This window comes from Rhizobium etli 8C-3 (genome assembly GCF_001908375.1).
In the GTDB taxonomy this organism is placed as follows: domain Bacteria; phylum Pseudomonadota; class Alphaproteobacteria; order Rhizobiales; family Rhizobiaceae; genus Rhizobium; species Rhizobium etli_B.
Genome location: NZ_CP017241.1, coordinates 3372674 through 3395634, shown reverse-complemented (window position 1 = coordinate 3395634; position 22961 = coordinate 3372674). Strand labels below are relative to the sequence as shown.

Annotated in this window: 23 protein-coding genes and 1 other RNA gene; 13 read left to right on the top strand and 11 right to left on the bottom strand. The window is 60.7% G+C overall.

The genetic code is table 11. The annotated features are described in order from the left end of the window. Positions 1-10: 10 nt before the first annotated feature. The 3 genes from AM571_RS16960 (at position 11) to ssrS (ending at position 897) form a co-directional block, all read left to right on the top strand. Positions 11-286, top strand: coding sequence for a DUF4164 domain-containing protein (locus AM571_RS16960; RefSeq protein WP_074062410.1), 276 nt, complete (start codon positions 11-13; stop codon positions 284-286). A 15-nt stretch (positions 287-301) separates the two neighbouring features. Next, positions 302-679 carry a cell division protein ZapA gene (locus AM571_RS16955; protein WP_074062409.1) on the top strand — a complete coding sequence of 126 codons (378 nt, stop codon included), beginning with the start codon at positions 302-304 and terminating at the stop codon, positions 677-679. Between the two features lie 59 nt (positions 680-738). Next, positions 739-897: non-coding RNA, 6S RNA (gene ssrS / locus AM571_RS16950), on the top strand. Position 898: 1 nt separating this feature from the next. On the opposite strand, the gene AM571_RS36360 is transcribed toward ssrS, so the two are convergent. Further along, positions 899-1060 carry a hypothetical protein gene (locus AM571_RS36360; protein ID WP_155774468.1) on the bottom strand — a complete coding sequence of 54 codons (162 nt, stop codon included), beginning with the start codon at positions 1058-1060 and terminating at the stop codon, positions 899-901. Between the two features lie 84 nt (positions 1061-1144). Between AM571_RS36360 and AM571_RS16945 the strand changes: the two genes are divergently transcribed. Together AM571_RS16945 and AM571_RS16940 are read left to right on the top strand one after the other, a co-directional pair. Next, a complete protein-coding gene (locus tag AM571_RS16945) occupies positions 1145-2068 on the top strand; it encodes a LysR substrate-binding domain-containing protein (protein WP_074062408.1) in 924 nt (307 codons plus the stop codon). A 135-nt stretch (positions 2069-2203) separates the two neighbouring features. Then, the gene (locus tag AM571_RS16940) at positions 2204-3397 is read left to right on the top strand and encodes an MFS transporter (protein ID WP_074062407.1); all 1194 of its coding nucleotides are present in this window, start codon (positions 2204-2206) and stop codon (positions 3395-3397) included. 46 nt (positions 3398-3443) lie between these two features. Here AM571_RS16940 and AM571_RS16935 read toward each other — a convergent pair whose 3' ends face one another. Beyond that, the gene (locus AM571_RS16935) at positions 3444-3767 is read right to left on the bottom strand and encodes an ArsR/SmtB family transcription factor (protein WP_074062406.1); all 324 of its coding nucleotides are present in this window, start codon (positions 3765-3767) and stop codon (positions 3444-3446) included. A 56-nt stretch (positions 3768-3823) separates the two neighbouring features. Between AM571_RS16935 and AM571_RS16930 the strand changes: the two genes are divergently transcribed. The 5 genes from AM571_RS16930 to AM571_RS16910 all read left to right on the top strand — a co-directional run bounded on the left by AM571_RS16930 (position 3824) and on the right by AM571_RS16910 (position 11948). Further along, positions 3824-4318, top strand: a complete 495-nt coding sequence (locus tag AM571_RS16930; protein ID WP_074062405.1) for an SRPBCC domain-containing protein — start codon at positions 3824-3826, stop codon at positions 4316-4318. Positions 4319-4437: 119 nt separating this feature from the next. Next, complete coding sequence (gene gnd, locus AM571_RS16925) at positions 4438-5457, top strand: phosphogluconate dehydrogenase (NAD(+)-dependent, decarboxylating) (RefSeq protein WP_074062404.1); 1020 nt, start codon at positions 4438-4440, stop codon at positions 5455-5457. A 137-nt stretch (positions 5458-5594) separates the two neighbouring features. Continuing rightward, on the top strand, positions 5595-7718 hold the full coding sequence (locus AM571_RS16920; protein WP_074062403.1) for a mechanosensitive ion channel family protein: 2124 nt from the start codon (positions 5595-5597) through the stop codon (positions 7716-7718). Positions 7719-7968: 250 nt separating this feature from the next. Further along, positions 7969-10572: a bifunctional lysylphosphatidylglycerol flippase/synthetase MprF gene (gene mprF, locus AM571_RS16915; RefSeq protein WP_074062402.1), complete on the top strand. Its 2604-nt coding sequence runs from the start codon at positions 7969-7971 to the stop codon at positions 10570-10572. Further along, positions 10569-11948 carry a virulence factor family protein gene (locus AM571_RS16910; RefSeq protein ID WP_074062401.1) on the top strand — a complete coding sequence of 460 codons (1380 nt, stop codon included), beginning with the start codon at positions 10569-10571 and terminating at the stop codon, positions 11946-11948. The genes mprF and AM571_RS16910 overlap by 4 nt, the downstream gene beginning before the upstream one ends. On the opposite strand, the gene AM571_RS16905 is transcribed toward AM571_RS16910, so the two are convergent. The 7 genes from AM571_RS16905 to ruvC all read right to left on the bottom strand — a co-directional run bounded on the left by AM571_RS16905 (position 11945) and on the right by ruvC (position 16713). Then, positions 11945-12508 (bottom strand): DinB family protein, encoded by a 564-nt coding sequence (locus AM571_RS16905; protein WP_074062400.1) that lies wholly within the window; start codon positions 12506-12508, stop codon positions 11945-11947. The two genes, AM571_RS16910 and AM571_RS16905, sit on opposite strands and share 4 nt — an antisense overlap. A 513-nt stretch (positions 12509-13021) precedes the next feature. Beyond that, a complete protein-coding gene (locus AM571_RS16895) occupies positions 13022-13924 on the bottom strand; it encodes a metallophosphoesterase (RefSeq protein ID WP_074062399.1) in 903 nt (300 codons plus the stop codon). Then, positions 13925-14965 (bottom strand): Holliday junction branch migration DNA helicase RuvB, encoded by a 1041-nt coding sequence (gene ruvB, locus AM571_RS16890; RefSeq protein WP_074063310.1) that lies wholly within the window; start codon positions 14963-14965, stop codon positions 13925-13927. A 74-nt stretch (positions 14966-15039) separates the two neighbouring features. Further along, positions 15040-15654: a Holliday junction branch migration protein RuvA gene (gene ruvA, locus AM571_RS16885; RefSeq protein WP_074062398.1), complete on the bottom strand. Its 615-nt coding sequence runs from the start codon at positions 15652-15654 to the stop codon at positions 15040-15042. Next, positions 15651-15917 (bottom strand): hypothetical protein, encoded by a 267-nt coding sequence (locus AM571_RS16880; RefSeq protein ID WP_074062397.1) that lies wholly within the window; start codon positions 15915-15917, stop codon positions 15651-15653. Before AM571_RS16880 ends, ruvA begins: the two co-directional genes overlap by 4 nt. After that, positions 15895-16158 carry an AbrB/MazE/SpoVT family DNA-binding domain-containing protein gene (locus AM571_RS16875; RefSeq protein WP_074062396.1) on the bottom strand — a complete coding sequence of 88 codons (264 nt, stop codon included), beginning with the start codon at positions 16156-16158 and terminating at the stop codon, positions 15895-15897. Before AM571_RS16875 ends, AM571_RS16880 begins: the two co-directional genes overlap by 23 nt. Before the next feature lie 42 nt (positions 16159-16200). Next, positions 16201-16713 (bottom strand): crossover junction endodeoxyribonuclease RuvC, encoded by a 513-nt coding sequence (ruvC, locus tag AM571_RS16870; RefSeq protein ID WP_074062395.1) that lies wholly within the window; start codon positions 16711-16713, stop codon positions 16201-16203. 234 nt (positions 16714-16947) lie between these two features. On the opposite strand from ruvC, the gene AM571_RS16865 reads away from it, so the two are divergent. Then, complete coding sequence (locus AM571_RS16865) at positions 16948-19269, top strand: methyl-accepting chemotaxis protein (RefSeq protein WP_074063309.1); 2322 nt, start codon at positions 16948-16950, stop codon at positions 19267-19269. A gap of 127 nt (positions 19270-19396) precedes the next feature. Beyond that, a complete protein-coding gene (locus AM571_RS16860; protein ID WP_074062394.1) occupies positions 19397-20398 on the top strand; it encodes an LLM class flavin-dependent oxidoreductase in 1002 nt (333 codons plus the stop codon). A 223-nt stretch (positions 20399-20621) separates the two neighbouring features. On the opposite strand, the gene AM571_RS16855 is transcribed toward AM571_RS16860, so the two are convergent. Further along, entirely contained in the window at positions 20622-21368 is a 747-nt protein-coding gene (locus AM571_RS16855; RefSeq protein ID WP_074062393.1) for a YebC/PmpR family DNA-binding transcriptional regulator, read from the bottom strand. A 175-nt stretch (positions 21369-21543) separates the two neighbouring features. Between AM571_RS16855 and AM571_RS16850 the strand changes: the two genes are divergently transcribed. Then, positions 21544-22047 carry a pyridoxamine 5'-phosphate oxidase family protein gene (locus tag AM571_RS16850; protein ID WP_074063308.1) on the top strand — a complete coding sequence of 168 codons (504 nt, stop codon included), beginning with the start codon at positions 21544-21546 and terminating at the stop codon, positions 22045-22047. 40 nt (positions 22048-22087) lie between these two features. On the opposite strand, the gene AM571_RS16845 is transcribed toward AM571_RS16850, so the two are convergent. Next, the gene (locus tag AM571_RS16845) at positions 22088-22927 is read right to left on the bottom strand and encodes an MBL fold metallo-hydrolase (protein ID WP_074062392.1); all 840 of its coding nucleotides are present in this window, start codon (positions 22925-22927) and stop codon (positions 22088-22090) included. Between the last annotated feature and the right edge of the window lie 34 nt (positions 22928-22961).

The following is a 22961-nucleotide window of genomic DNA, read 5'->3' as shown; positions in this document are numbered from 1 at the left end:
GGACAGCGACATGACGCCCACAGGCAAATCCATGGAAGCGGCCCTCAACGAGCTGAAGCAGGCGATTTCCGGCTTGGAAAACGCCGTGGAAATGCGGATCGAACGCCAGCGCGAGCAGGGCGATATCGAGGGCGAGGTTCGCCGCGTACATGCCGATCGCTCCAAGCTCGCGCAGGAACTCGACCAGGCAGAATTCCGCGCCAACCGGCTGGAAGAGGTCAACCGCGAGGTTTCCCGGCGGCTGGTAACGGCAATGGAGACGATCCGCGCGGTCCTTGACCGCTAATGGAAAGACGGTGACATGGCACAGGTGACGGTAACGATTGACGGCAAGGCCTATCGAATGGCCTGCGAGGAAGGACAGGAAGACCACCTGACTGACCTCGCCAATCGCTTCGACCGCTATGTCGGCCATCTCAAGGGTCAGTTCGGCGAAATCGGCGATCTGAGGATCACCGTCATGGCCGGGATCATGGTGATGGACGAAATTTCCGAGCTGAACCGCCGCGTGAGCGAGCTAGAAACGGAACTTGAAACGTTGCGCGGCAATCGAGACACCGTTCTCGCTGCGACCGCGCGGACGGAGGAAAGCCTCGCCGAAGTGCTCGCAGAAGTGACGAGCCGCATTCGCGGCATCACCGACAAGCTCAACGGCCGGGCGCCTGCCGAGCTCAATTAAATTTGCCCAGCATGCATGTCCCTCTGGCGTAGCCTTGCGAACGGCCTTATATATCGTGCTGCGATCTGCGCCTCTCGACAGGAACCACAATCCCTGGGGCCATACTCGATCCAAAGGGAGCTGTCCCTGACCAGGCTCGTGGGCCTGGACACACGGTGCCCACCTACGTTTGTAGGCGCCCAGGATCGTAAATCTCCATCGGTTGCCGCGGATCGCACTTCAATGTTCGAAGGCAGGCTTGCGCCCCTCGTCTATTCCGATGTCCCTTTGCATATGCGCGTTCAGTGCGGTTGCCGGCTGCGTCGGGCTTTGTCGCTGCGCGGGCGTGGCGAGGCTGCAAAACGCCAGCAATGCATTCAGAATCTTTATCGGAAACCTCATGGCTTATCTCCCATGCGGTCAATTTATTCTTGCTTTGCAGCGCTGAATAATGAAACTCGGTACTTCTTATCATGAGAGATTTTCATGATGGATCGTCCGTTGCCGCCACTTTCGACCCTGCAGGCCTTCTGCGCTATTGCGGAGACAGGAGGCTTCGGGCGCGCCGCAGAACGGCTGGGGCTGACACAGACAGCCGTCAGCCATCAGATCGCGCAACTGGAAGGCTGGATGGGCGGCCGGCTCTTCGAACGCGGCCGGCACGGCGCTAGGCTTTCAGCGCTTGGTCTCAGGCTTCATCCCGAGATCGCGAGCGCGCTTGCTTCGCTCGAAAGCGCCTTGCATCAGGCCCGCCAAGCAAGCGCCAGTCCGTCGCTGACGATCGCAACGACCCCGGAATTTTCGAGCCAATGGCTTGCCCCGCGTGTCGAGGCTTTCTGCCGCCGTTATCCAAAAATCGAAGTCCGCACCGCCGTCGGCTATCAGCGACCGGATTTTTCAAGTGTCGATCTGGCGATCTGGCTTGGCCATGGCGGCGTGGACCTTGTGACGGAGCCGCTTCTGCTCGACGAGGAATTCGTCGTCTGCGCGCCGACCCTCTCATGCACGCTTCCAAGCCGTGGTGCCATTCGCGCCGCGCCGTTGTTGCTTTATCGCGGCATGCGGCACACTGTGCTCGACTGGCAGCGATGGTACGAACAGGTGGCTGTGCGAGACGATCCGAACGTCGAGCCGCTTGCCGGCTTCGACATCGCAACAGCAGTCGAAGAAGCGCCCGTCTTCGGCTCCTTCGAGGAGATGCTGCAGGCTTGCAGCAGGGGACAGGGTTTTGCGCTGGTGCGCAGTTCGCTGGTTGCCGAAGATATCAGCGCCGGAAAACTTGTGCGCTGTTTCGTCGAACGCCAGCCTGCAGCCTTGAATTACGCGATGCTTTATCCCCCCGGAGCGCTGAAAAAGTCGTCGTTGGCGCTCTTCAGGAAATGGCTTGTCAGCGAGACGGAACGTGGTTGAGCAGCGCCTACCTTGAATTCAATTCACAACTGCTGGGCCGCTCCAGCGGATTATCGACGCGGTGCGACGCATCCATATTTGGACCCGAACAATAACCTTGCGCCCAGACTGTGGCGTATCATCACGGGTCATCTCATGCCACTTGCTCTTTTTGCCTTGACGATCGCAGCCTATGCGATCGGAACCACGGAATTCGTCATCGTCGGCCTGTTGCCGACCGTTGCCAGCGATCTCCACATCTCTTTGCCGCTCGCAGGTCTCATTGTCAGCGTCTATGCGCTCGGCGTGACCTTCGGCGCGCCGATCCTCACGGCACTCACCGGCCGGATCGCGCGCAAACCGCTGCTGCTCGGGCTGATGACGCTCTTCGTCATCGGCAATGCCATGGCGGCATTCAGCCCCGGTTACACTCCGCTCTTGGTTGCACGCGCACTTTCGGCTTTTGCGCATGGCGTGTTTTTCTCCGTCGGTTCGACGATCGCCGCCGATCTCGTGCCGGAAAACCGCCGCGCCTCGGCCATTGCCATGATGTTCATGGGACTGACCGTCGCGATCGTGACCGGCGTGCCGTTTGGCACTTTCATCGGCCAGACATTCGGCTGGCGGGCGACCTTTGCCGCGGTGGCCGCGCTCGGCGTCGTGGCCTTTGCAGGTATTGCGCTCCTGCTTCCCTCCGACCTCGCAAAAGCGCCGCCCACGAGCATCAAGGATCAGGTGCGCGTGCTTGGCAGCGGCCGGTTGCTGATCGTCTTTGCCACGACCGCTCTCGGTTATGGCGGCACGTTCGTCGCCTTCACCTTTCTTGCGTCGATCCTGCAGGAGATCACCGGCTTTTCAGCATCTGCCATCAGCCTGATCCTCGTGCTTTACGGTATTGCGATCGCCATCGGCAACATCATCGGCGGGCGGATTGCCAATCGTGATCCTGTGAGGGCGCTGACCGGGCTCTTCGTCGCCCAGGCCATCGTGCTTGTTCTCTTCAGCTTCACGGCTGTTTCGCCATGGCTGACGATCCCGACGCTTGCCGCACTCGGGTTTCTCTCCTTCGCAAACGTGCCTGGCCTGCAGCTCTATGTCGTGCAATTGGCAAGGCAGGTCCGTCCGGCCGCCGTCGATGTTGCTTCGGCGCTCAACATTGCTGCCTTCAACCTCGGGATCGCCGCGGGCGCCTGGATCGGCGGGTTGGTCGTCGAATCTTCGCTCGGGCTCGCCGCCACGCCTTGGGTCGGCGCGATCCTCGTTGCCGCGGCGCTTGTCCTCACAATCACGAGCGGTGCGCTCGACCGCCGCTCTCCGCCGCTTGCCGCGTCCTTGCGCAAGGCCGCTTGAACTCCCTTGGCAAAACGGGTGCTTCGGCGCTCGTTTTGTCGTGGGCTTATTCCTCCAGATCGCGCTTCAGCCGGTCCAGGATCGAAAGCGCATGCCCCGCATAAGCACTGATCCACCGGTCGTAGATATGCTTGATCGGCAGACTGTTTAGGTGGTTCCAGCGCTCGCGGCCCTCCTTCTTTGGAACAACGAGGTCGGCATCTTCCAGAACCTTCAGATGCTGCATGACGGTGCAGCGATCCATGTCCGCGAAGATTTCGCAGAGCATGCCGGTCGTGCGCGGACCGTCTTTCAGAACGTCGAGAATTTCACGGCGCCGAAAGTGGGCCAGTGCCTTGAAGACAGGGTCGTTATCCGATTCGCTTGACATGTTATATTTTTATAACATAATGGCCCCAGTCTCAATCGAAAAGAGGAGGAAGTGCGATGGCCCTCAGTATTCGTGTCGGCGGGCGGATCGGACGTCCGGTCGCGGAAGTTTTCGATGCGGTGGTCAATCCGAAGAAGCTTTCGAGCTATTTCACGACCGTCGGCGGAGCGAGCGCGCCGCTCGTCAAGGGTACGACGGTAACCTGGTGGAAGGATTCGCCCGTCGAGGTGGTCGATCTCGTTCCGGAACGCCTCATCTTGCTGGGCTGGGATGGAGGCACGGACGCGAACAAGGTACGCTACAAAACGACGGTCGAGATGAAATTCGATCCCCTGGACGACGGCGGAACGATGGTGACGATCTCCGAGAATGGCTGGCACGAAGACGAGGCCGGCCGGCGCGGCACCTATCTCAACTGCGAGGGCTGGGCCAACATGCTCTGCTGCATGAAGGCCTTCGTCGAATACGGCATCAATCTCCGGGAGGGCATGTTCCTCAGCGAGATGCGCGGCGAGCCTGCCGAGGCTCCAGACTACGAGGCGCTCAAATGACAACAACAGCCATCATCGGAGCCGCCGTCGCCTTAATGTGATAGAACTTCGCTTGCCTGCTGCACTGTGGGTGCTAGTTTCCGGAATTATTGAATTGATTGGATTCCAGGAGCTTTCAGATGCAGCTTGGCATGGTGGGTTTGGGCCGTATGGGCAATTATATGGTCCAGCGCTTGATGCGCGGTGGCCATGAATGCGTCGTCTATGACACGAAGCCGGAGAGCGTCGCCGATCTCGTCGAAAAAGGTGCGGCCGGCAGCGCCTCTCTGGAGGAATTCGTATCGAAGCTCTCCCGCCCGCGCGCCGTCTGGCTGATGCTGCCGGCGGCCATCACCGACAAGGTGATTGCCCAGCTCGTGCCGCTGCTGCACGATGACGATATTATCATCGACGGCGGCAATTCCTACTACCACGACGATATCCGCCGCGGCGCCGAGCTCATTACCAAGGGCATCCACTATGTCGATGTGGGCACCAGCGGCGGTGTCTTCGGTCTGGAGCGTGGCTATTGCCTCATGATCGGCGGCGAAAAGGGCATCGTGCAGAGCCTTTCGCCGATCTTCGCCTCGCTGGCTCCCGGCGCCGGCAGCACACCGCCGTCGGCAAACCGCAAGCCCGACCCGAACAGCACGGCAGAGCAGGGCTATCTGCATTGCGGTGCTCACGGTGCGGGACATTTCGTCAAGATGGTTCACAACGGCATCGAATACGGTCTGATGGCCGCTTATGCAGAGGGGCTGAACATCCTGAAGCGTGCGAATATCGGCGCGGCGGCGCATGAGGCGGATGCCGAAACCGCTCCTCTCTCCCACCCGGAACACTACCGGTACGATTTCAACCTGCAGGATGTCGCCGAAGTATGGCGGCGCGGCAGCGTCATCACATCGTGGCTGCTCGATCTGACCTCTGACGCGCTGCATGCCGATCCGGCGCTGATGAAATTTGCAGGCCGCGTTTCGGACTCCGGCGAAGGCCGCTGGACGATCATGGCCGCTATCGACGAAAGCGTGCCGACGCCGGTGCTGAGCGCTGCGCTCTATGGCCGTTTTTCCTCGCGCGACAATGACGAGTTCGCCAACAAGGTGCTTTCCGCCATGCGCGCCGGCTTCGGCGGCCATTTGGAAAAGCCGAAAACCTAAGGGACGGCCTGACGCATTTCAAACCCCGCATCCACCCGGCCCCGCATCCACCTGGTTGCGGGCTTTTTCATGGGCCATTGCCTATGGCTGTGCACGCGATATGGTTGATGCGGGGAACACACCGGAAGGGCGGCAACATGTCGGGTTCAAGGTTCGTGGGGCGCGGTCTTTGGGCGTTTCTTCTCTCGTTGTTGATTTTGACGGCGCTTTGCGGCGCGACACTTGGGCAAACGCCAGCACCGGCCGCCGATCCGGCCGCGCCGCCGCCGGACAAAGTGCGCCAGATAATGGAACTGATGCAGGCCCCCGAAGTCCAGAAGTGGATGTCGGCGAAGACCAATATTCCATCTGCTCCAGCCGTAGCCGCGCCTGAAGAGCAGATGTCGGCGCTTTCGGGTTTGCTCGGGCACGTACGGCGCCATGTCGAGATGGTGTCGCAAGCCCCAATGGCCCTGCCGGACGAGGTCGAAAGCGCCTCCGATATTGTCGACCGGGAGGTGGAGCCCATAGGCGTCGGCCGCATTCTCGTTCAAACACTGGCTCTTTTCCTTGCAGGTCCCCTGGCGGAACTGCTTTTCCGTGCCGTTGCGCCGCGCGCGCGAATGAAGCGCGTAGATCCCGAGGAGCCGGCGGGGCTGTATCAGGCAGGGGTCAATCTGTTCTTCAGGCTCGTACCTGCCATCGTCTTCATGATCGCAACTCTCGTGGCGCTTCTCGTGTTCAAATGGCCGCCTGTCAGTCAGTCGATGGCGATCGCCGTGACGATTGCGCTGGTGGCCGCACGCTTTGTTGTCTCGCTTGGACGGCTGCTGGTTGCCCTGGTGGCGCTTCCAAGGGCCGACGGTGAACCGGCGGTCTCTCGCGCCGAAGCGCTTTTCTGGTTCCGGCGCTCGGCGATCTTCGTCATCTACTTCGCCTTCGGCTGGGCCGTCGTCCAGGTCCTGGCGCCGCTCGGCTTTTCCAGCGCATCGCGCTATTTCGTGGCCTACGTCCTTGGTATCGGATTGTTTCTGATTGCGACCGAGGCTGTTTGGTCGCGACCGGCAGACGGTGCACGCCGCAGCACGACGACATCCTGGGCGCTCACGCTTTATTTCATGCTGCTTTGGGTACTTTGGGTCGCCGGCTTCACCGGGCTGCTTTGGCTCGGCATCTACGCGCTGATACTGCCTAAAATGCTCGCCATCGCCACGATTTGCGTCCGTGCGCTGCATCAGGCTGAAGCGGGTTTCCTTGCAAAGCGCAGCATGGCTGCAGTGTTGCTTGACCGCGGCGTCAGGGCGGTCATCATCGCGTTGGCGGCTGTCTGGCTGGGGCGGATGATCGGCGTCGGAGCCGATACGATGGCCGCCGGGGAGACGATGGTGGATCGCATCGCCCGCGGCATCATCGGCGGTGTCGTCATTCTGCTTGCAGCCGATCTGATCTGGCATCTCGTGAAGACCTTTATCAACAGCAAGCTTGCGAATACGTCGCTTGCCGATGGCGCCACGGATGAGGAAAAGGCCAAGCGTGCGCGGTTGCAAACGCTGCTGCCGATCTTTCGCAACGTCCTTGCTGTCGTTATCGCCGTCATTGCCATCTTGATGGTGCTCGCCGGTCTCAACATCCAGATCGCCCCCTTGATCGCCGGTGCCGGCGTCGTCGGCGTTGCCGTGGGCTTCGGAGCGCAAGCGATCGTCAAGGACGTCATCAGCGGCATGTTCTATCTGTGGGACGATGCCTTCCGCGTCGGCGAGTATATCGAGAGCGGCAGCCACAAGGGCGTGGTCGAATCCTTCAGCCTGCGCTCGGTGAAACTCCGCCATCACCGCGGACCACTGACGACCGTGCCCTTCGGCGAGCTCGGCGCGGTCAAGAACCTCAACCGCGACTGGACGATCGACAAGATCAGTCTCAACGTGACCTACGATACCGACCTCGTGAAAGCGAAGAAGGTAATCAAGCAGATCGGACAGCAACTGCTCGAGAATCCCGAATTCGGGCCGCATATCATCGAGACTCTGAAGATGAAGGGCGTCGAGCAATTCGGCGAATTCGCAATCGAGATCCGCCTGGCGATGATGACCAAACCGGGCGAGCAGTTCGTCATCCGCCGCAACGCACTGGCGATGATCCGCAATGCCTTCAAGGAGAACGGCATCGAATTTGCTGTGCCAACAGTACAGGTCTCCGGCGAGGGACGCGAAGTCGAGGCGCGTGCGGCAGCGGCGCGTCATGTGACAAAAAAGCCGGATACCGCGGGCGAGGTGGCGAGCTGAAAACGCCAAGGCTCGGATCGGACGGTCCGGCAGGCACGCAAGCCTTGGGCCCATCTTGCCCTTCGATTGTCAAACCTTACGAAAATGCAATGTTCATCGTGGTTTAAGGCGCTAATTCTGCCCCAATTCAAGCCGACTGAGACGCAAATGACGGCGGTGGGGTATCGCCCGGTATCAGCTTGCAGAGCTTGAATGCCGCGTATGCTTCGACTCCTGGACGATCCGCCAGACGGCAAAGCGGCAGGTAGAGATGGCGAGTGACGGCAGCTTGGAAGAGATCGAAGTCGCAGCGACGCGCGGTGCGCGCGGGTTCATCAGGCGCTATCGCCCCCACCTGGTGGCGCTCGCCACGCTTCTTGTTTTTTGCATCGTCGGATATGCCGTCGTAAAGCTTACCGATGAGGTGCGCTACGAAGACGTCGTCGCAGCGCTGGCCAATACGCGGCCCAGCGCCATTGTGCTTGCGCTTCTCTTTACCGGATTGAGCTTCCTGGCGCTCATCGTTTACGACCTCAATGCCATCGACTACATCGGCAAGAGGCTGCCATTTCCCCATGTGGCCCTGACGGCTTTCAGCGCTTATGCGGTCGGCAACACGGCGGGCTTCGGGGCGTTGAGCGGCGGGGCGATCCGCTATCGCGCCTATTCGCGTCTCGGCCTGACGCCGGAAGAAATCGGCCGCGTCATTGCGTTCGTCACGCTGGCCTTCGGGCTTGGCCTGGCAGGGGTCGCATCGATCGCAGTGATGATCATCGCCGATGAAATTGCACCTCTTGTGGGAACGAGCGCATTGCTGCTGCGGCTGGTCGCGGGCGTGATCATCGCGGCTTTGGGAGCGCTTCTGGTGCTTGGACGCAACGGTCGGGCGATGCAGATCGGCCCGATCTCGATCCGGCTTCCGGATTCGCGCACATGGTCGCGCCAGTTCCTGGTGACCGCTTTCGATATCGCGGCTTCAGCCACGGTTCTTTATGTTCTGCTGCCGCAAACGGCGATCGGCTGGCCGGTGTTTCTTGCCGTCTATGCGATTGCTGTCGGGCTCGGGGTGCTAAGCCATGTTCCGGCCGGCCTCGGTGTTTTCGAGACGGTGGTCATCGCTTCGCTTGGCAGCGCGGTGAATATCGATGCGGTTCTCGGCTCGCTGGTCCTCTACCGGCTGATCTATCATGTGCTGCCGCTTCTGATCGCCGTGCTCGCGGTGTCGGCAACCGAATTTCGGCGCTTTGTCGATCATCCGGCGGCTTCCAGCATCCGCCGCATCGGCGGGCGGCTGACGCCGCAGCTGCTTTCGGCGCTGACGCTGCTGCTCGGCGTCATGCTGATCTTTTCGAGCGTCACGCCGACGCCGGACCAGAATCTGGAATTCCTCGCCAGCTATCTGCCGCTGCCGATCGTTGAAGGAGCACATTTCCTCTCCAGCCTGATGGGTCTCGCGCTGCTCGTTGCCGCGCGCGGTCTTGGCCAGCGGCTCGATGGCGCCTGGCTGGTGGCGATTATCGCCGCTGTTGCCGCGCTGGCGCTTTCACTGCTCAAGGCCGTAGCCCTTGTCGAAGCGCTGTTCCTCGCCTTCCTAATTTCCAGCCTCTTTGTCAGCCGCCGGCTCTTTTCCCGCCATGCCTCATTGCTCAACCAGACGCTGACGGCATCATGGATGACCGCGATTGCGGTTGTCTGCGTGGGCGCCGTCGTCATTCTGCTCTTCGTCTACCGCGATGTGGAATACAGCAACGAGCTCTGGTGGCAGTTCGAATTCGCCGGCGAGGCGCCGCGCGGGCTGCGTGCGGTTCTCGGCCTCACGATCATTTCCTCGGCAATCGCGATCTTCAGCCTGCTTCGCCCCGCCGCCTTCAAACCGGAGCCTGCCACGCAGGAGGCGCTCCGGCGCGCAGTCGAGATCGTCAGGGCGCAGGATGATGCCGATGCCAATCTGGTGCGCATGGGCGACAAGAGCATCATGTTTTCCGAGGATGGCGATGCCTTCATCATGTATGGCCGGCAGGGGCGCTCCTGGATCGCACTGTTTGATCCCATCGGGGCAAAAGGGGCGAGACCGGAACTCGTATGGCGCTTCGTCGAGGCGGCGCGCGCTGCCGGTTGCCGGGCCGTGTTCTATCAGATTTCTCCAGCCCTTCTCTCACACTGCGCCGATGCGGGCCTGCGTGCGTTCAAGCTCGGCGAATTGGCCGTTGCCGATCTGGCGAATTTCGAAATGAAGGGCGGCAAATGGGCAAACCTGCGGCAGACGGCGGCGCGCGCGCAGCGCGACGGGCTTGAATTCGAAGTCATCCCGCCCGAGGAGGTGGCCGGTGTCATCGACGAGCTCTCTGCAGTTTCCAACGCCTGGCTCGAACATCACAACGCCAAGGAGAAAGGTTTCTCGCTCGGCGCCTTCGAGCCGGGCTACGTCATCGCCCAGCCGGTTGGGATCTTGAAGAAGGACGGCAGGATCGTCGCCTTTGCCAATATCCTCGTCACCGGAACGAAGTCGGAAGGTACGATCGACCTCATGCGCTTTTCGCCGCAGGCGCCCAAAGGGTCCATGGACTTCCTCTTCGTACGGATCATGGAATATCTGCGCGGCGAAGGCTACACGCACTTCAATCTCGGCATGGCACCGCTTTCGGGCATGTCCAAGCGCGAGACGGCACCCGTCTGGGACCGGATCGGCAGCACCGTCTTCGAACACGGCGAGCGCTTTTACAATTTCAAAGGCCTTCGGGCATTCAAATCAAAGTTTCATCCGCACTGGCAGCCGCGCTATCTTGCGGTTTCAGGAGGGGGCAATCCGATGATCGCGTTGATGGACGCGACACTTCTCATCGGCGGCGGATTGAAGGGAGTCGTCAGGAAATGATCAGGAGATATCTGCTTTCGGCCGTGTGCGCTTTCGCGCTGACGGCCCCGGCCGTCGCTGCCGAGGAAACCACGCAACGCTTTGAAACCGGGCTTATTCCTTCACCGCACATCTTTTTGCCGGACGGCGACGTCAAAGGCGCCGTGATGCTGATTTCGGATGGTGCTGGCTGGGGCGACAAGGAAAAGGCGCAGGCCGACAATCTGGTGCAGGAGGGAGCCGTCGTCATCGGTGTCGATTTTTTGTCCTATATGGATGCTCTGCGCAAATATGACGTCAACGAGAATGACGGCTGCATCTATCTGGTGTCCGATATCGAGTCGCTCAGCCAGCAGGTGCAACGGGCTGCCGGCAACAGCGCCTATCACTTGCCGATCATCGCCGGTATCAACGAAGGCGGCGCACTGGCGCTGGCGATTGCTGCGCAGACGCCGGATGCGACGATCGGCCAAACGCTGGCCGTGGATCCGGCCGCCGGCATTCCGCTCACAAAGCAGCTCTGCACGCCGGCATCGAAAAAGACGGTGGGTGGCCGGATGGTCTACGGCCTCGGCGAAGGCAACCTTGCAGACCCTATCACCGCTGTCTTCACGTCTGCTGCAACCAAAGATGGGCGTGCGCATGTCGCGGCGCTGAAGATGGATCATCCCGAAATCGAGATTCGCGATGCTGGGGATGATGCCGAAACGGCTCTTTCCGAGACGCTGGACGACCTGATCGCGGCTTCCGGAAGCGCCGACAATCCGCTCGGACTGCCGCTTGCCGTGCTCGATGCCAATCCGTCCATGAACACCATGGCGATCATCTATTCCGGCGATGGCGGCTGGCGCGATATCGACAAGGAAGTCGGTGCGGCGCTGCAGAAAGAGGGCATCCCCGTCGTCGGCGTCGATTCGCTTCACTATTTCTGGTCAGAGCGCCAGCCCCAGGAAACGGCCGACGATCTGGAAAAGATTATCGAATTCTATCGCAAGCAATGGAAGGTGAAGCACGTTCTTCTGGTCGGTTACTCTTTCGGTGCCGATATCGTGCCCGCCACCTACAACAGGCTTAAAGCCGCCGACAAAGCGACGATCGCACAGGTGTCGCTGCTCTCGCTTTCCCACGAGGTGGACTACGTGATCTCCGTCATGGGGTGGCTCGGTCAGAAGACGGAGGGTGCTGCCGGCGATCCGGTCGATGATCTGAAAGCCATCGACCCCAAGCTTGTGCAATGCATCTACGGCAAGGACGACGATGACGAGGTCGCCTGTCCCGCTTTGAAGGATAGCGGCGCCGACGTCGTCGAGCTGGCGGGTGATCACCATTTCGACGAGAACTACGATCTGCTGACGAGGACGATCGTCGACCGGCTGAAGGCGCACCTTGCCGACTAACGCATCAGCGTCTCTTCGCTCCAGCCGAAGGCCGCAATATCGGCGCTGCGGAACTTCGCGTCGTCATCGACGATAAACTCGTCAAGCTGCGGCGGCTTTACGCAGGTTCCAGCGAGCATCGCATGCACCTGGCCGCGATGATGTGTCTGATGCTGGAAAAGGTGGCTCAGCACGTCGTCCACCCGCTCTTTCTGGAGGCGGCCGGCGCGCTGGAGATCGATCACCGCTGCAAGCCCTTCCAAGGTCAAGGCTTCGCAAAATGCCACAAGGCGCTGATCGACCTTGCGCTGCTCGCCAGCAAGCGAGGCGACCTCATCGAACGGCTCTTCGACCTCGAAGGCTTTTTGACCAAGCTTGCCGCCCTCGAGCGCGTCGACATAAAACCAATCAACAGTGATGATGTGGTTGAGCGTCGACTTGATCGAGGGGAAGAAGCCGACGCGCTTCGCCTCGAATTCTCCCGGAGGCAGGGACGCGCAGGCAGCCAGCAGGCGATGGTTCGCAAGCGCGTTGTTATAGGAGAGCTTGCGAAACACTCGGCGCGGATCGAAACTCGGCATGGCGCATCCTCCTCAGCACGAATTTGGCCCAGCAAAGGCGCCGATTTACGTGGCGTCAATGTTTGCCGGTTGCTTGATCGTTGCCATCCAGAGCCTGATCGAGCCAGACAAGATGGTGCGGCGACGCCGGCGACGTCTTTTCCGATGAAATAGGCAAAATTTCCAGCCCGGACAGGGTTTCCTGTGCCGCGGGCAGCCATTTGAACCTGGGATAATTGCCGCCATCTTCGATCCGGTGGACGATCTTTCTGGACTTGAACGGAAACGCGGGCGAAATTTACCTCAGGCAATGGAAGCCCGCCCTTGCCAGGCGCGTTTTCTCAAATGGGAAGTTTCCCACACCCAAAGGAGGCGCTGGATTTTCGACCACGAGCCCGAATTCCCCGATCATCGCCCGCTTCGGCGTTTCTTCGGAGGTCTGGCCGTTCCCGGCGCGGCCGCCAAGCCCGAGATCCGCCATGCGATGGTTGAAACGCCAGGCATCGCCATCGAGCCGGCTCGGGGACTTTCTGCCTATCCAAGATCGATTACGACAATCTCCGGCGGGACGCCGAAGCGGATCGGCGCAATCGAACAGCCAAGACCGCCCGATATAATGATGTTTCGTCCCTCCTCGACAACGTGGCCATAAGCGTAACGATTGCCGAAACGGGAGGGAACGACCGGCGAGCGGCCAAAAAGACGGATCTGCCCGCCGTGTGTATGGCCCGAAAGCGTCAGCGATACGCGCTGCGGCACCCGCGGAAAGAGATCTGGCTCGTGGGCAAGCAGGATGACGGGCGCATCGTCCCAAACCTGAGCCAGCGTGCTGTCCAGGTCGTCCAGGCCGACCATGCGCGCGCGGCCCCACCTCTTGCCCGCTAGAAGCGCCAATTGGTCTTCCAGACCCGCCAGCCAGAAGCCATGTCCGTCTTTTTCGAGCCGGACGGCACGGTTGCTGTAGACCGAAATTCCGACATCGGCCAGGGCGCGATGTGCAAACGGTTTCACCCCGTCGTTCTTCTGAGCGTCCTTGTCTTCCCACCAGTCGTGATTGCCCATGATGGCGTGAACGCCGAGCGGAGCGCGCAAGGCGGCGAGTACCTGCGACCACTCGCTCGAATGCATGTGACGCGTCACTATGTTCATACCGGAGGTATAATCGCCGAGCATGACCGTCACGTCTCCATTGAGTTCGTTCGCCTTGGCGCAGATCGCGGCAATACGGCTGGCCGACATCCAGGGCTCGCAGGCATGCAAATCGGCAAGGGCGACGACCCTGAGCTTCAAGCCCGGCGTCCATCCTGGCGGCGTCAGTGCATAACGGGCAATGTTCAGCCGCACGATAGGTTCATAGGCGAATGCGTAACCACCAAACGCCATGGCGCCCACGACACTGCTGCCGAGAATCTTCAGAAATCCGCGTCGCGTGATCACCTAATCGTCTTCCTGAAACAGCCGGAACTGGGCGGCTTCCAGGTCCTTCGGTGGCTGCAGGCCGAGATGCTTCCAGGCGGTTGCCGTCAGCACGCGGCCACGCGGCGTGCGCTGGATGAAGCCCTGCTGGATCATGTAGGGCTCGATGATGTCCTCGATCGCGTCACGCGGTTCGGAAAGGCCGGCGGCGATCGTCTCGATGCCGACGGGGCCGCCGCCGAAATTGACGGCGATCATGTTGAGATAGCGCTTGTCGAGCTGGTCGAGGCCGACACTGTCGACAAGCAGGCGCGTGAGCGCTTCGTCGGCAATTTCGCGGGTAACGGCTTCGGCCTTGGCGACTTCGGCGAAATCGCGCACGCGGCGAAGCAGGCGGCCGGCGATGCGCGGCGTGCCGCGGGCGCGCCGCGCAATTTCGCGGGCGCCGTCGTCGATCATCGGCAGGTTCATGAGACGGGCGCCGCGGCGCACGATCAGTTCCAGCTCTTCCACCGTGTAGAAGCTGAGCCGCACCGGAATGCCGAAGCGGTCGCGGAGCGGCGTGGTCAAGAGGCCCAGGCGGGTGGTCGCGGCGACAAGGGTAAATTTCGAGAGGTCGATCTTCACAGAGCGGGCGGCCGGGCCTTCGCCGATGATGAGGTCCAGCTGGAAGTCTTCCATCGCCGGATAGAGGATTTCCTCGACAGCCGGATTCAGGCGGTGGATTTCATCGATGAAGAGGACGTCGCGCTCTTCGAGATTCGTCAGCAGCGCTGCAAGGTCGCCTGCCTTGGCGATGACAGGACCCGAGGTGGAGCGGAAGTTGACGCCGAGCTCCTTGGCCATGATCTGCGCGAGCGTCGTCTTGCCGAGACCTGGCGGCCCCACGAACAGGACATGGTCCAGCGCCTCGCCGCGGTTCTTGGCGGCCTCGATGAAAACCTTCAGGTTCGCACGCGCCTCCGCCTGGCCGGTGAACTCGTCCAGCGACTGCGGGCGTAGCGTCACATCCAGGTCTTCGCCCCGCTTTTCCGGCGATATCAGGCGCGCGGGTTCACTCATCTTGGCTTCTTCCGGTTCGATGGGATTCAACCCATATACGACGTATTCCGCTTTTGCATCAAATCACGGCGGATTTAACGCGCGAGCTCTTTGAGGCCCAACCTGATCAGCTTGGCACTGTCAGCACCTTCGCCTGCCGTCTTCATGGCCGCAGCGACGGCATTGGCGGCCTGATCACGTGAATAGCCGAGGTTCGTCAGCGCCGAGACGGCATCGGCGACCGGGGCCGAAGCAACACCTTCACCGAGTTCCTGCTTGAGGCCGATATGGATCGCCTCGCCGGCAAAGGCGGGCGCCTTGTTCTTCAATTCGGTGACGATACGAACCGCAACTTTAGGGCCGACCCCCTGGGCGCGGGAGATGGCCGTTTTATCCTGCAGGGCGATCGCATTTGCCAATTCGCTTGGCGTCAGGATGGAGAGCACCGCGAGTGCGACCTTCGCGCCGACACCCTGGACGCTTTGCAGCAGGTTGAACCATTCGCGTTCCAGCGCGCTCATGAAGCCGAAGAGCTTCAGCTGGTCTTCGCGCACATAGGTCTCGATGAAGAGCACGCAAGCCTCTCCCGGCGAACCGAGTCTCGACAGCGTACGGCCAGAGCAATGGGCGGTGTAGCAGACGCCGTGCACGTCGACGAGCACGTGGTCGTCGCCGATTTCGTCGATGGTGCCTTTGAGCTTGCCGATCATGAAGAGGTCCGTGAGCGATGAGTTTCGGGAGTGATGAGGTCGAGGAATGGATAATAGGAACGGTAGCGGGCAGCGTCGCGCTTCAGCAGCCGATGCCGGCGCCAATCGGCATGAGCCGAGGCGGCGAGTTTCGACCAGATCACTGCCTTCGTTACCACGTCACCGTCAATCACGCACTGCTTCAGGGACCATTGCCTTTCGACGGTATCCGGCCCCCAATTGTCGATAAAGATATCGGTGTCAACGAGCGTCGAGATCGTCACGTTGGCCCCTCAACCATTCGATATCATCATCCGTCGTCATTCCGCCGAGATCAACCGTTGTTTGAGCGCGGCTCGCCCAATCATCGAACGTGCGAACTGGATCAGCTCCACCCGTCTCGATCTTGAGGAGTATGGCGCCCGCTTTAGAGGCGATGAAATCCACTTCCGATCCGCGGCCTATCCCCAGCCGGTCGCGAATCTCCTTCGGCATGGCCACATGGCCCTTTTCGGTGACACGCATGGATTACCTAGATAGCAAAAGGGAAAAAACCAAGAATACATATCAGCCGGCCAATGCTGCCTGGCGCATTCGGCTGCTGCCGCGGTTATGGGCGTGGCAGATGGCGATGGCGAGCGCGTCAGCGGCGTCGTTGCCCTTGAATTCGACTTTCGGCATCAGGATTTTCAGCATCATGTGGATTTGCTGCTTCTCGCCGTGACCGACGCCGATGACGGCTTTCTTGACGGCATTGGGCGCATACTCCGATACCTGGAGCCCGGCGCGTGCCGGCACGAGCATCGCGATGCCGCGGGCCTGACCGAGCTTCAGCGTGGCGACCGCATCCTTGTTGACGAAGGTCTGCTCGACCGCCGCCTCATCCGGCTTGAAGTCATGGACGATTTGAGCGAGCCCGTCATGCAGCTGACAAAGGCGGGAGGCGAGGTCCATCTCGCCGTCGGAGGTCACCGTTCCGGAGGCGACGAAGCGCAGCGAATTGCCGAGCGTGTCGATAATTCCCCAGCCGGTGCGGCGAAGGCCCGGGTCGATGCCGATGATGCGAATCGTATTTTGCATGTCTCACCTTATTGCGGTTGCAAAATAACTGCCACCGATATGTGAACAAAACAAAAACATTACGCCCCTTTATAAGGCGCCGTTTACCACGAATTAAACCGAATGCCTGAAAGCTGCCCCTTCAAATGTGAGAGGAGCTGCCTTTTGCAAAAGGTTAAGGCTCCCCGTGTTCTGTTTTCGGTCAAGGTGGCAGGTTTGCGCTGCCGGCAAGCCGCTCCGGAAGGGTTCATTGTCATGGTTCAGAGATTTCAGTCCCTGTCCTTCAAGGTTATCGCGACATTCATCCTGCTCACGGCACTGGCCGTGAGCACGATCAGTGTTCTCGGCTATTTCACCAGCAGCCGCATTTCGGATGCGCAGGCGCTGAAGGCCAAGGAAAGCGTTCTCATCTTCCGCGGCGACATGCTGCAGGATCAACTCGGACAGCTCGAAAATCAGGCGAGTTCCGTTGCGCGCATCGAGGCGCTGCAGATGTCGATCACCAGCCTGAAGAGCGGCTGGAAGACGATCGAAAAATCGTCGGGCGACGCGCGCGGCGAACTCAAGAAGGTGTTCATCACCAACAATCCGAACCCGGCCGATCAGCGTGAAAAGCTGATGAAGCCGGAAGGACCGAGCGGCTTTTACTACTCCAACCACGAAAAGACGCAGGGCGAAGTTCAACGCGACCTGGAAAAAACCGCCTTCAGCGACCTGCTGATTGCCGATCTCGATGGCTCGGTTCTCTATTCCTACAAGAAGGACGATGATTTTGCCGAAAACCTGAAGGCCGATGCATGGAAGACGACAGGTGCGGGCATTGCGTTTGCAAAGGCCGTCGAAAATACGGCCAAGGCAACGGACGATTCCGCGCCGACCGCATTTTCGGGCCTGCGCGTCGATGCCTCCAACGGCAAGTCGGCGATCTTCTACGCAGTGCCGATCATCAAGCTCGGTCAGCCGAAGGGCATCATCCTCTTCAAGGTGCGCGACGATATCATCACCAGCATCCTGGCAAAGGGGATCGTTTCGGGCAGTACGGCTCAGGCAGCCATCATTTCCAGTGACGGTTCGGCCGTGGGGCTCAATGCCGAAGGCCGGCTTGCGACGCTCGAGGCGGCGCCGTTCACGTTCATGAAGGATGCGCTTTCAAGCAGCAACGGCATGACGGTCGACGACTTTGCGCGCCCCGACGGCACCGCTCGGGCCTATGTCCGCTCTATCACCTACCAGGGCGAGCGGTTCCTTGTCGTCGAAAGCGTACTCGTCAGCGAGCTCAATGCGGGTTCGATCGAGATCGCGACGCTTTTGACCATGATCGGCCTTGCAGCGCTTGTCGTCATGGCGATCGCCACCGGCCTGATCACCAAGCTGCTCTTTTCGCCGCTCTCCCGCCTGGCTGGAATTACCCGTGATGTGGCCGAGGGCAAGCTGGATGTCGAGATCGGCAGCCAGACCCGAAGGGACGAAATCGGCACGATGGCCAAGGCGCTCGCCCGCTTCAGGCAATCACTGATCGAAAGCCGCGAGCTGGAAGCGGCAAGCGCCGAAACCCGTGCCCGCGCCGAGCGCGACCGTCAGGAAAATCTTGCTCTTCGCGAAGCCGAAGCGAGAAGTTTGCAGGACGTCGTCCAGGCGCTGGACGAGGGGCTGCACCATCTGGCGAAGGGCGATCTCGCCTATCAGATCGAAACGCGCTTCCCCGACGAACTTGAAAGCCTGCGCGTCAACTTCAACGAGGCCCTCGCCACGCTCAGCGAAACGATGACGGCGATCGGCGGCAACTCTATGGCTGTCCGGTCGGGCTCGGAAGAGATGCGCACGGGAGCCGACGACCTTGCCGGACGCACCGAGCGCCAGGCTGCCTCGATCACCGAAACGGCCAATGCGATCGACGCGATCACCCGGTCCGTTCGCCTCCAGATCCAACGCGCCGAACAGGCGGAGCGCATCGCCCGCGACGCGAAGAAGGAGACCACTGGCTCCAGCCAGGTCATGCGCGAGACAATCGCAGCGATGGAAGCAATCCAATCCTCCTCGCGGCAGATCAATACGATCATCTCCGTCATCGACGACATCGCCTTCCAGACCAACCTTTTGGCGCTTAATGCCGGCGTGGAAGCCGCCCGGGCCGGGGAATCCGGCAAGGGGTTTGCGGTTGTGGCAATGGAAGTGCGCGAGCTGGCGCAGCGCTCCTCGAGCGCAGCCAAGGAGATCGCGAGCCTGCTTCAGAAGTCGACCCACGAAGTCGAGACCGGCGTGTCGCTAGTCGAGCGGGCAGGGGTGGCCCTGACGGGCATCGGCGGCCATGTGGAAGCGATCAACGACCAAATCAACGAGATCATGGAATCGACCCGCGAAGAGGCCGATACGCTCCGCCAGATCAACACGGCGGTTTCCGAGCTCGATTCGATGACCCAGCAGAATGCCGCCATGGTGGAGGAAACGACAGCCGCGATCCATCGACTTGCGGCCGAGGCTGTGGAGATGGATCGTCAACTCGGCAATTTCACGCTGCCTCACGAACATTATCATTACAGCGGCGCCGAGGTTCATGTTCTTCGGCAACGCCGATAAACGGAACAAACGAAGCCAAGAGATGAAGGGTCGGGACACCGGCCCGTTTCTTCGTCTGCAGCATTTGGAATGAGCCATTCGTGAACCTACATAGACCTGTCCTTCCAATCACCGGCAGGTTTTACCCATGGTTCCCTTTTCCATTCTCGATCTTTCGCCCGTTGCCGAAGGCACGACGATAAAACAATCCTTCGAAGGCTCGGCGCGCATGGCGCAGAAGGCGGAGGAGTGCGGCTACAAGCGTTTTTGGCTGGCGGAGCATCACGGCATGCCGGGGGTTGCAAGTGCCGCGACTGCGGTGGTCATCGGCCATGTCGGTGCCGCAACGAAACGGATCCGCATCGGCTCGGGCGGTATCATGCTGCCCAATCACTCACCGCTGGTGATCGCCGAGCAGTTCGGAACATTGGCCGCGCTTTTTCCAGGCCGTGTCGACCTCGGACTTGGCCGCGCGCCGGGTACGGATATGCGCACGGCACAGGCGCTCCGCCGCAATCTGGAGGCAGGCGCCCACAACTTTGCGAGCGATATCGTCGAGCTGCAGCAGCTATTAGGTGCGCCGGTCGAGAACCAGGCGATCCTTGCCGTTCCCGGCCACAATTCCCATGTGCCGATCTGGCTTCTCGGCTCCAGTCTTTATAGCGCGCAGCTTGCAGCAATGCTCGGCCTGCCATACGCCTTCGCCTCGCATTTCGCTCCGGATTCGCTGCTCGACGCGATCGATATCTACCGCAGCAAATTCCAACCCTCGGCCTCGCTCGAAAAGCCTTACGTCATGGCCGGCGTCATGGGTTCCGTCGCGCCGACCGACGAGGAGGCGCAATATCACTTTACCTCCGCCCAGCAGCAGTTCGTCAACCTGCGCCGCAACGTCCGCGGCCCGTTCCCGCGGCCGGTCGAGGACATGGAGGGTTTCTGGTCGCAGATGGAGAAACTGAATGTCGAGCATACGCTGCGCTATGCGGTCGTGGGTTCGCCGAAGACGTCAGAGGCGAAGGTCACCGAGTTCCTGAAGGAGACCGGGGCGGACGAACTCATCATCTCGATGCCGATCCACGACATCGAGGCGCGGCTGAAGTCGGTCGAGCTGTTTGCGGGACTGGGGAATTTCATGCGTGTTGCGGCTTAAGGTCCCAGACCTGCCAAACCCTCCCCGGCTTCTTTCCTCGTTCCTGTGAATGGGTCTTCGGCGCCCAAGGACCTGACCGCGCTGGGCCTGGCAAGCACTGGAGTGAGGGAGCCCATCAGGCGGCGGGTGGCTGCCTGGTATGGCTCTGCGCCAACATCGCTCCTGAAGACAAAAGACCCGGCAGCGTTTCCGCAGCCGGGTCTTTTGTTCGTCGTTCGAATGCTCAGGCCGAAAGCTTGGCAAGCACTTCTTCGGAAACTTCGAAATTCGAATAGACGTTCTGGACGTCGTCATCGTCTTCCAGGCTGTCGATGAGCTTCATCAGCGACTGGGCCCTTTCCTCGTCCACCGGCACGTTGTTTTGGGAGCGCCAGACGGCCTTGACGGTTTCAGCTTCGCCAAGCGCGGCCTCCAGCGCCTTGGCGACTTCGCCAAGGGATTCGAAGGCGCAGGTGATGGTGTGGCCTTCCTCGTCGGTCTCGACGTCATCGGCGCCGGCTTCGATCGCGGCTTCCATGACCGTGTCGGCATCGCCGGCGGATGGCTTGTAGGTGATCTCGCCGACGTGGTCGAAGGAGAAGGAAACCGAGCCGGTTTCGCCGAGCGCACCGCCGGCCTTCGTGAAGATCGAGCGGACGTTGGATGCGGTGCGGTTGCGGTTGTCGGTCAGTGCTTCGACGATGATCGCCGTGCCGCCCGGACCGTAACCCTCGTAGCGGACCTCGTCGTAGTTCTCGCTATCGGCGCCTGAAGCCTTCTTGATGGCGCGGTCGATATTGTCCCTCGGCATGGACTGTGCCTTGGCGTTCTGGATTGCCAGGCGCAGGCGGGCGTTCATCGTCGGGTCGGGCAGGCCGGCCTTGGCGGCAACGGTGATTTCGCGCGCAAGCTTGGAGAACATTTTCGATCGCACGGCATCCTGACGGCCTTTGCGATGCATGATGTTTTTAAACTGTGAATGGCCAGCCATGGCACCCCTGTTCACGTCTCATTGTTCGGAATGGACGGCCTTATAAGAGCGAAGCCGGCGGCATTCAAGGGAAAAGCAGCTTGTCTGTGTGTCCCGAGGATGGGCAAAAGCTGCGGAACAAAGCGGCAGACGTGACGTTTGAAGGCTTGAAATGTCCGAACGGAAGGGGAAGGCCATGGCAAGCTTTAGTGAGGCGCGCGATCATCCGGCACGGCAGCTTTGGGATCAGGTGAACGACGTTTCTGCGGGAATGCTCGGCATCGACGGCGCCGACATGCACATGCAGCCGATGGCTCCGCATGCCGATCCGAAGACCAATACCATCTGGTTCTATACCAAATCCGATGCCGACATCGTCCGCGCCGTCAAACCGGGAACGCGTGCGCGCTTCTGCGTCATTGGCAAGGATCACGACTATCACGCGTCCCTGGCAGGCAAGATCGAGGTCCGGCCGGATCCTTCGAGGATCGAGCAATATTGGAATTCGGTCGTTGCCGCCTGGTACGAGGAGGGCAAGAAAGATCCGAACCTGACGATGCTCGTCATGCATGTGGACGACGCCGAGATCTGGGTTTCTACCGGCAGCAAGCTCAAGTTCGGCTGGGAGATCGCCAAGGCCAATCTCAGTGACGACAAGTTGCCGGAGGTGGGCATCAAACGCCATCTGCAATTTGCATGATGCTGGAAGAGCCCAAAGCTCTCAGGCTTTTGGGTCTTCTCTATTGGGCGCCCTTCATCACATAAATGAGCGGCTTCTTGGGCAGCGAGCGCATGGAAACTGTGATCGTGTCGTCCGGCGCGTAGCTGATATCGAAATCCTTGCCGAACATCGACACGAAGCGCTCGACCGGAGGACCGCGGCGGTGCATCGGCAGTATCAGCGACGAGCGCAGCCGCTTGATGATGCGGCTCATGCTGTCGGCGCCCATGGTCAGGCCGCCATCGACCGGAACCATGACGATGTCCAGGCGGCCGATCTCGGTGTAGTGGGCATCGGTCAGCTCATAGTGCAGATGGCCGAGATGGCCGATGCACAGCCCGGCGCTCTCGAAGATGAAGATCGAATTTCCATCCTGCTGCGCACCACCGTAGCCGCCGCGGATATCGGTCGTGACGTTGCGCACATAGGCGTCTCCGACCACCAGGTCGATGTCGGCCTTTTCTCCGGGCACATCGCTCCAGCCGTGCAGCACGTGCTTGATCGCCGGATCCGGGCTCAGCGTGTAGTGCGTGGAGTGCGCCCGGTTCATCGTCACCACGTCGGGTGTTACGACCGGCCGGTACCAGCCGTTGAAATCCGTTGCGATGACGATGCCGCCCGGCGTTTCGATTTCGAAAGTGGAATGTCCGAGGAAGGTCAGCTTGACATCATCGCCTTCCGAAACCGCGGGTACGATCGGCGTCTCACCGGAAAAGCTTGCGAAACTGGCCCTGGGGATTGCCTGTGCGATCGCCTGGCATTGGCTGACCGGTTTCCGTTCCTCTTGTGCGGCGGCTGCGCGGGGCAGGGCCGGAGGCACAAGGCATGCGATAGCGAGGATAAGCAATTGCGGCTTCATGCCACCCCTCCGGCGCTTTCACGGTGCGGCGAGG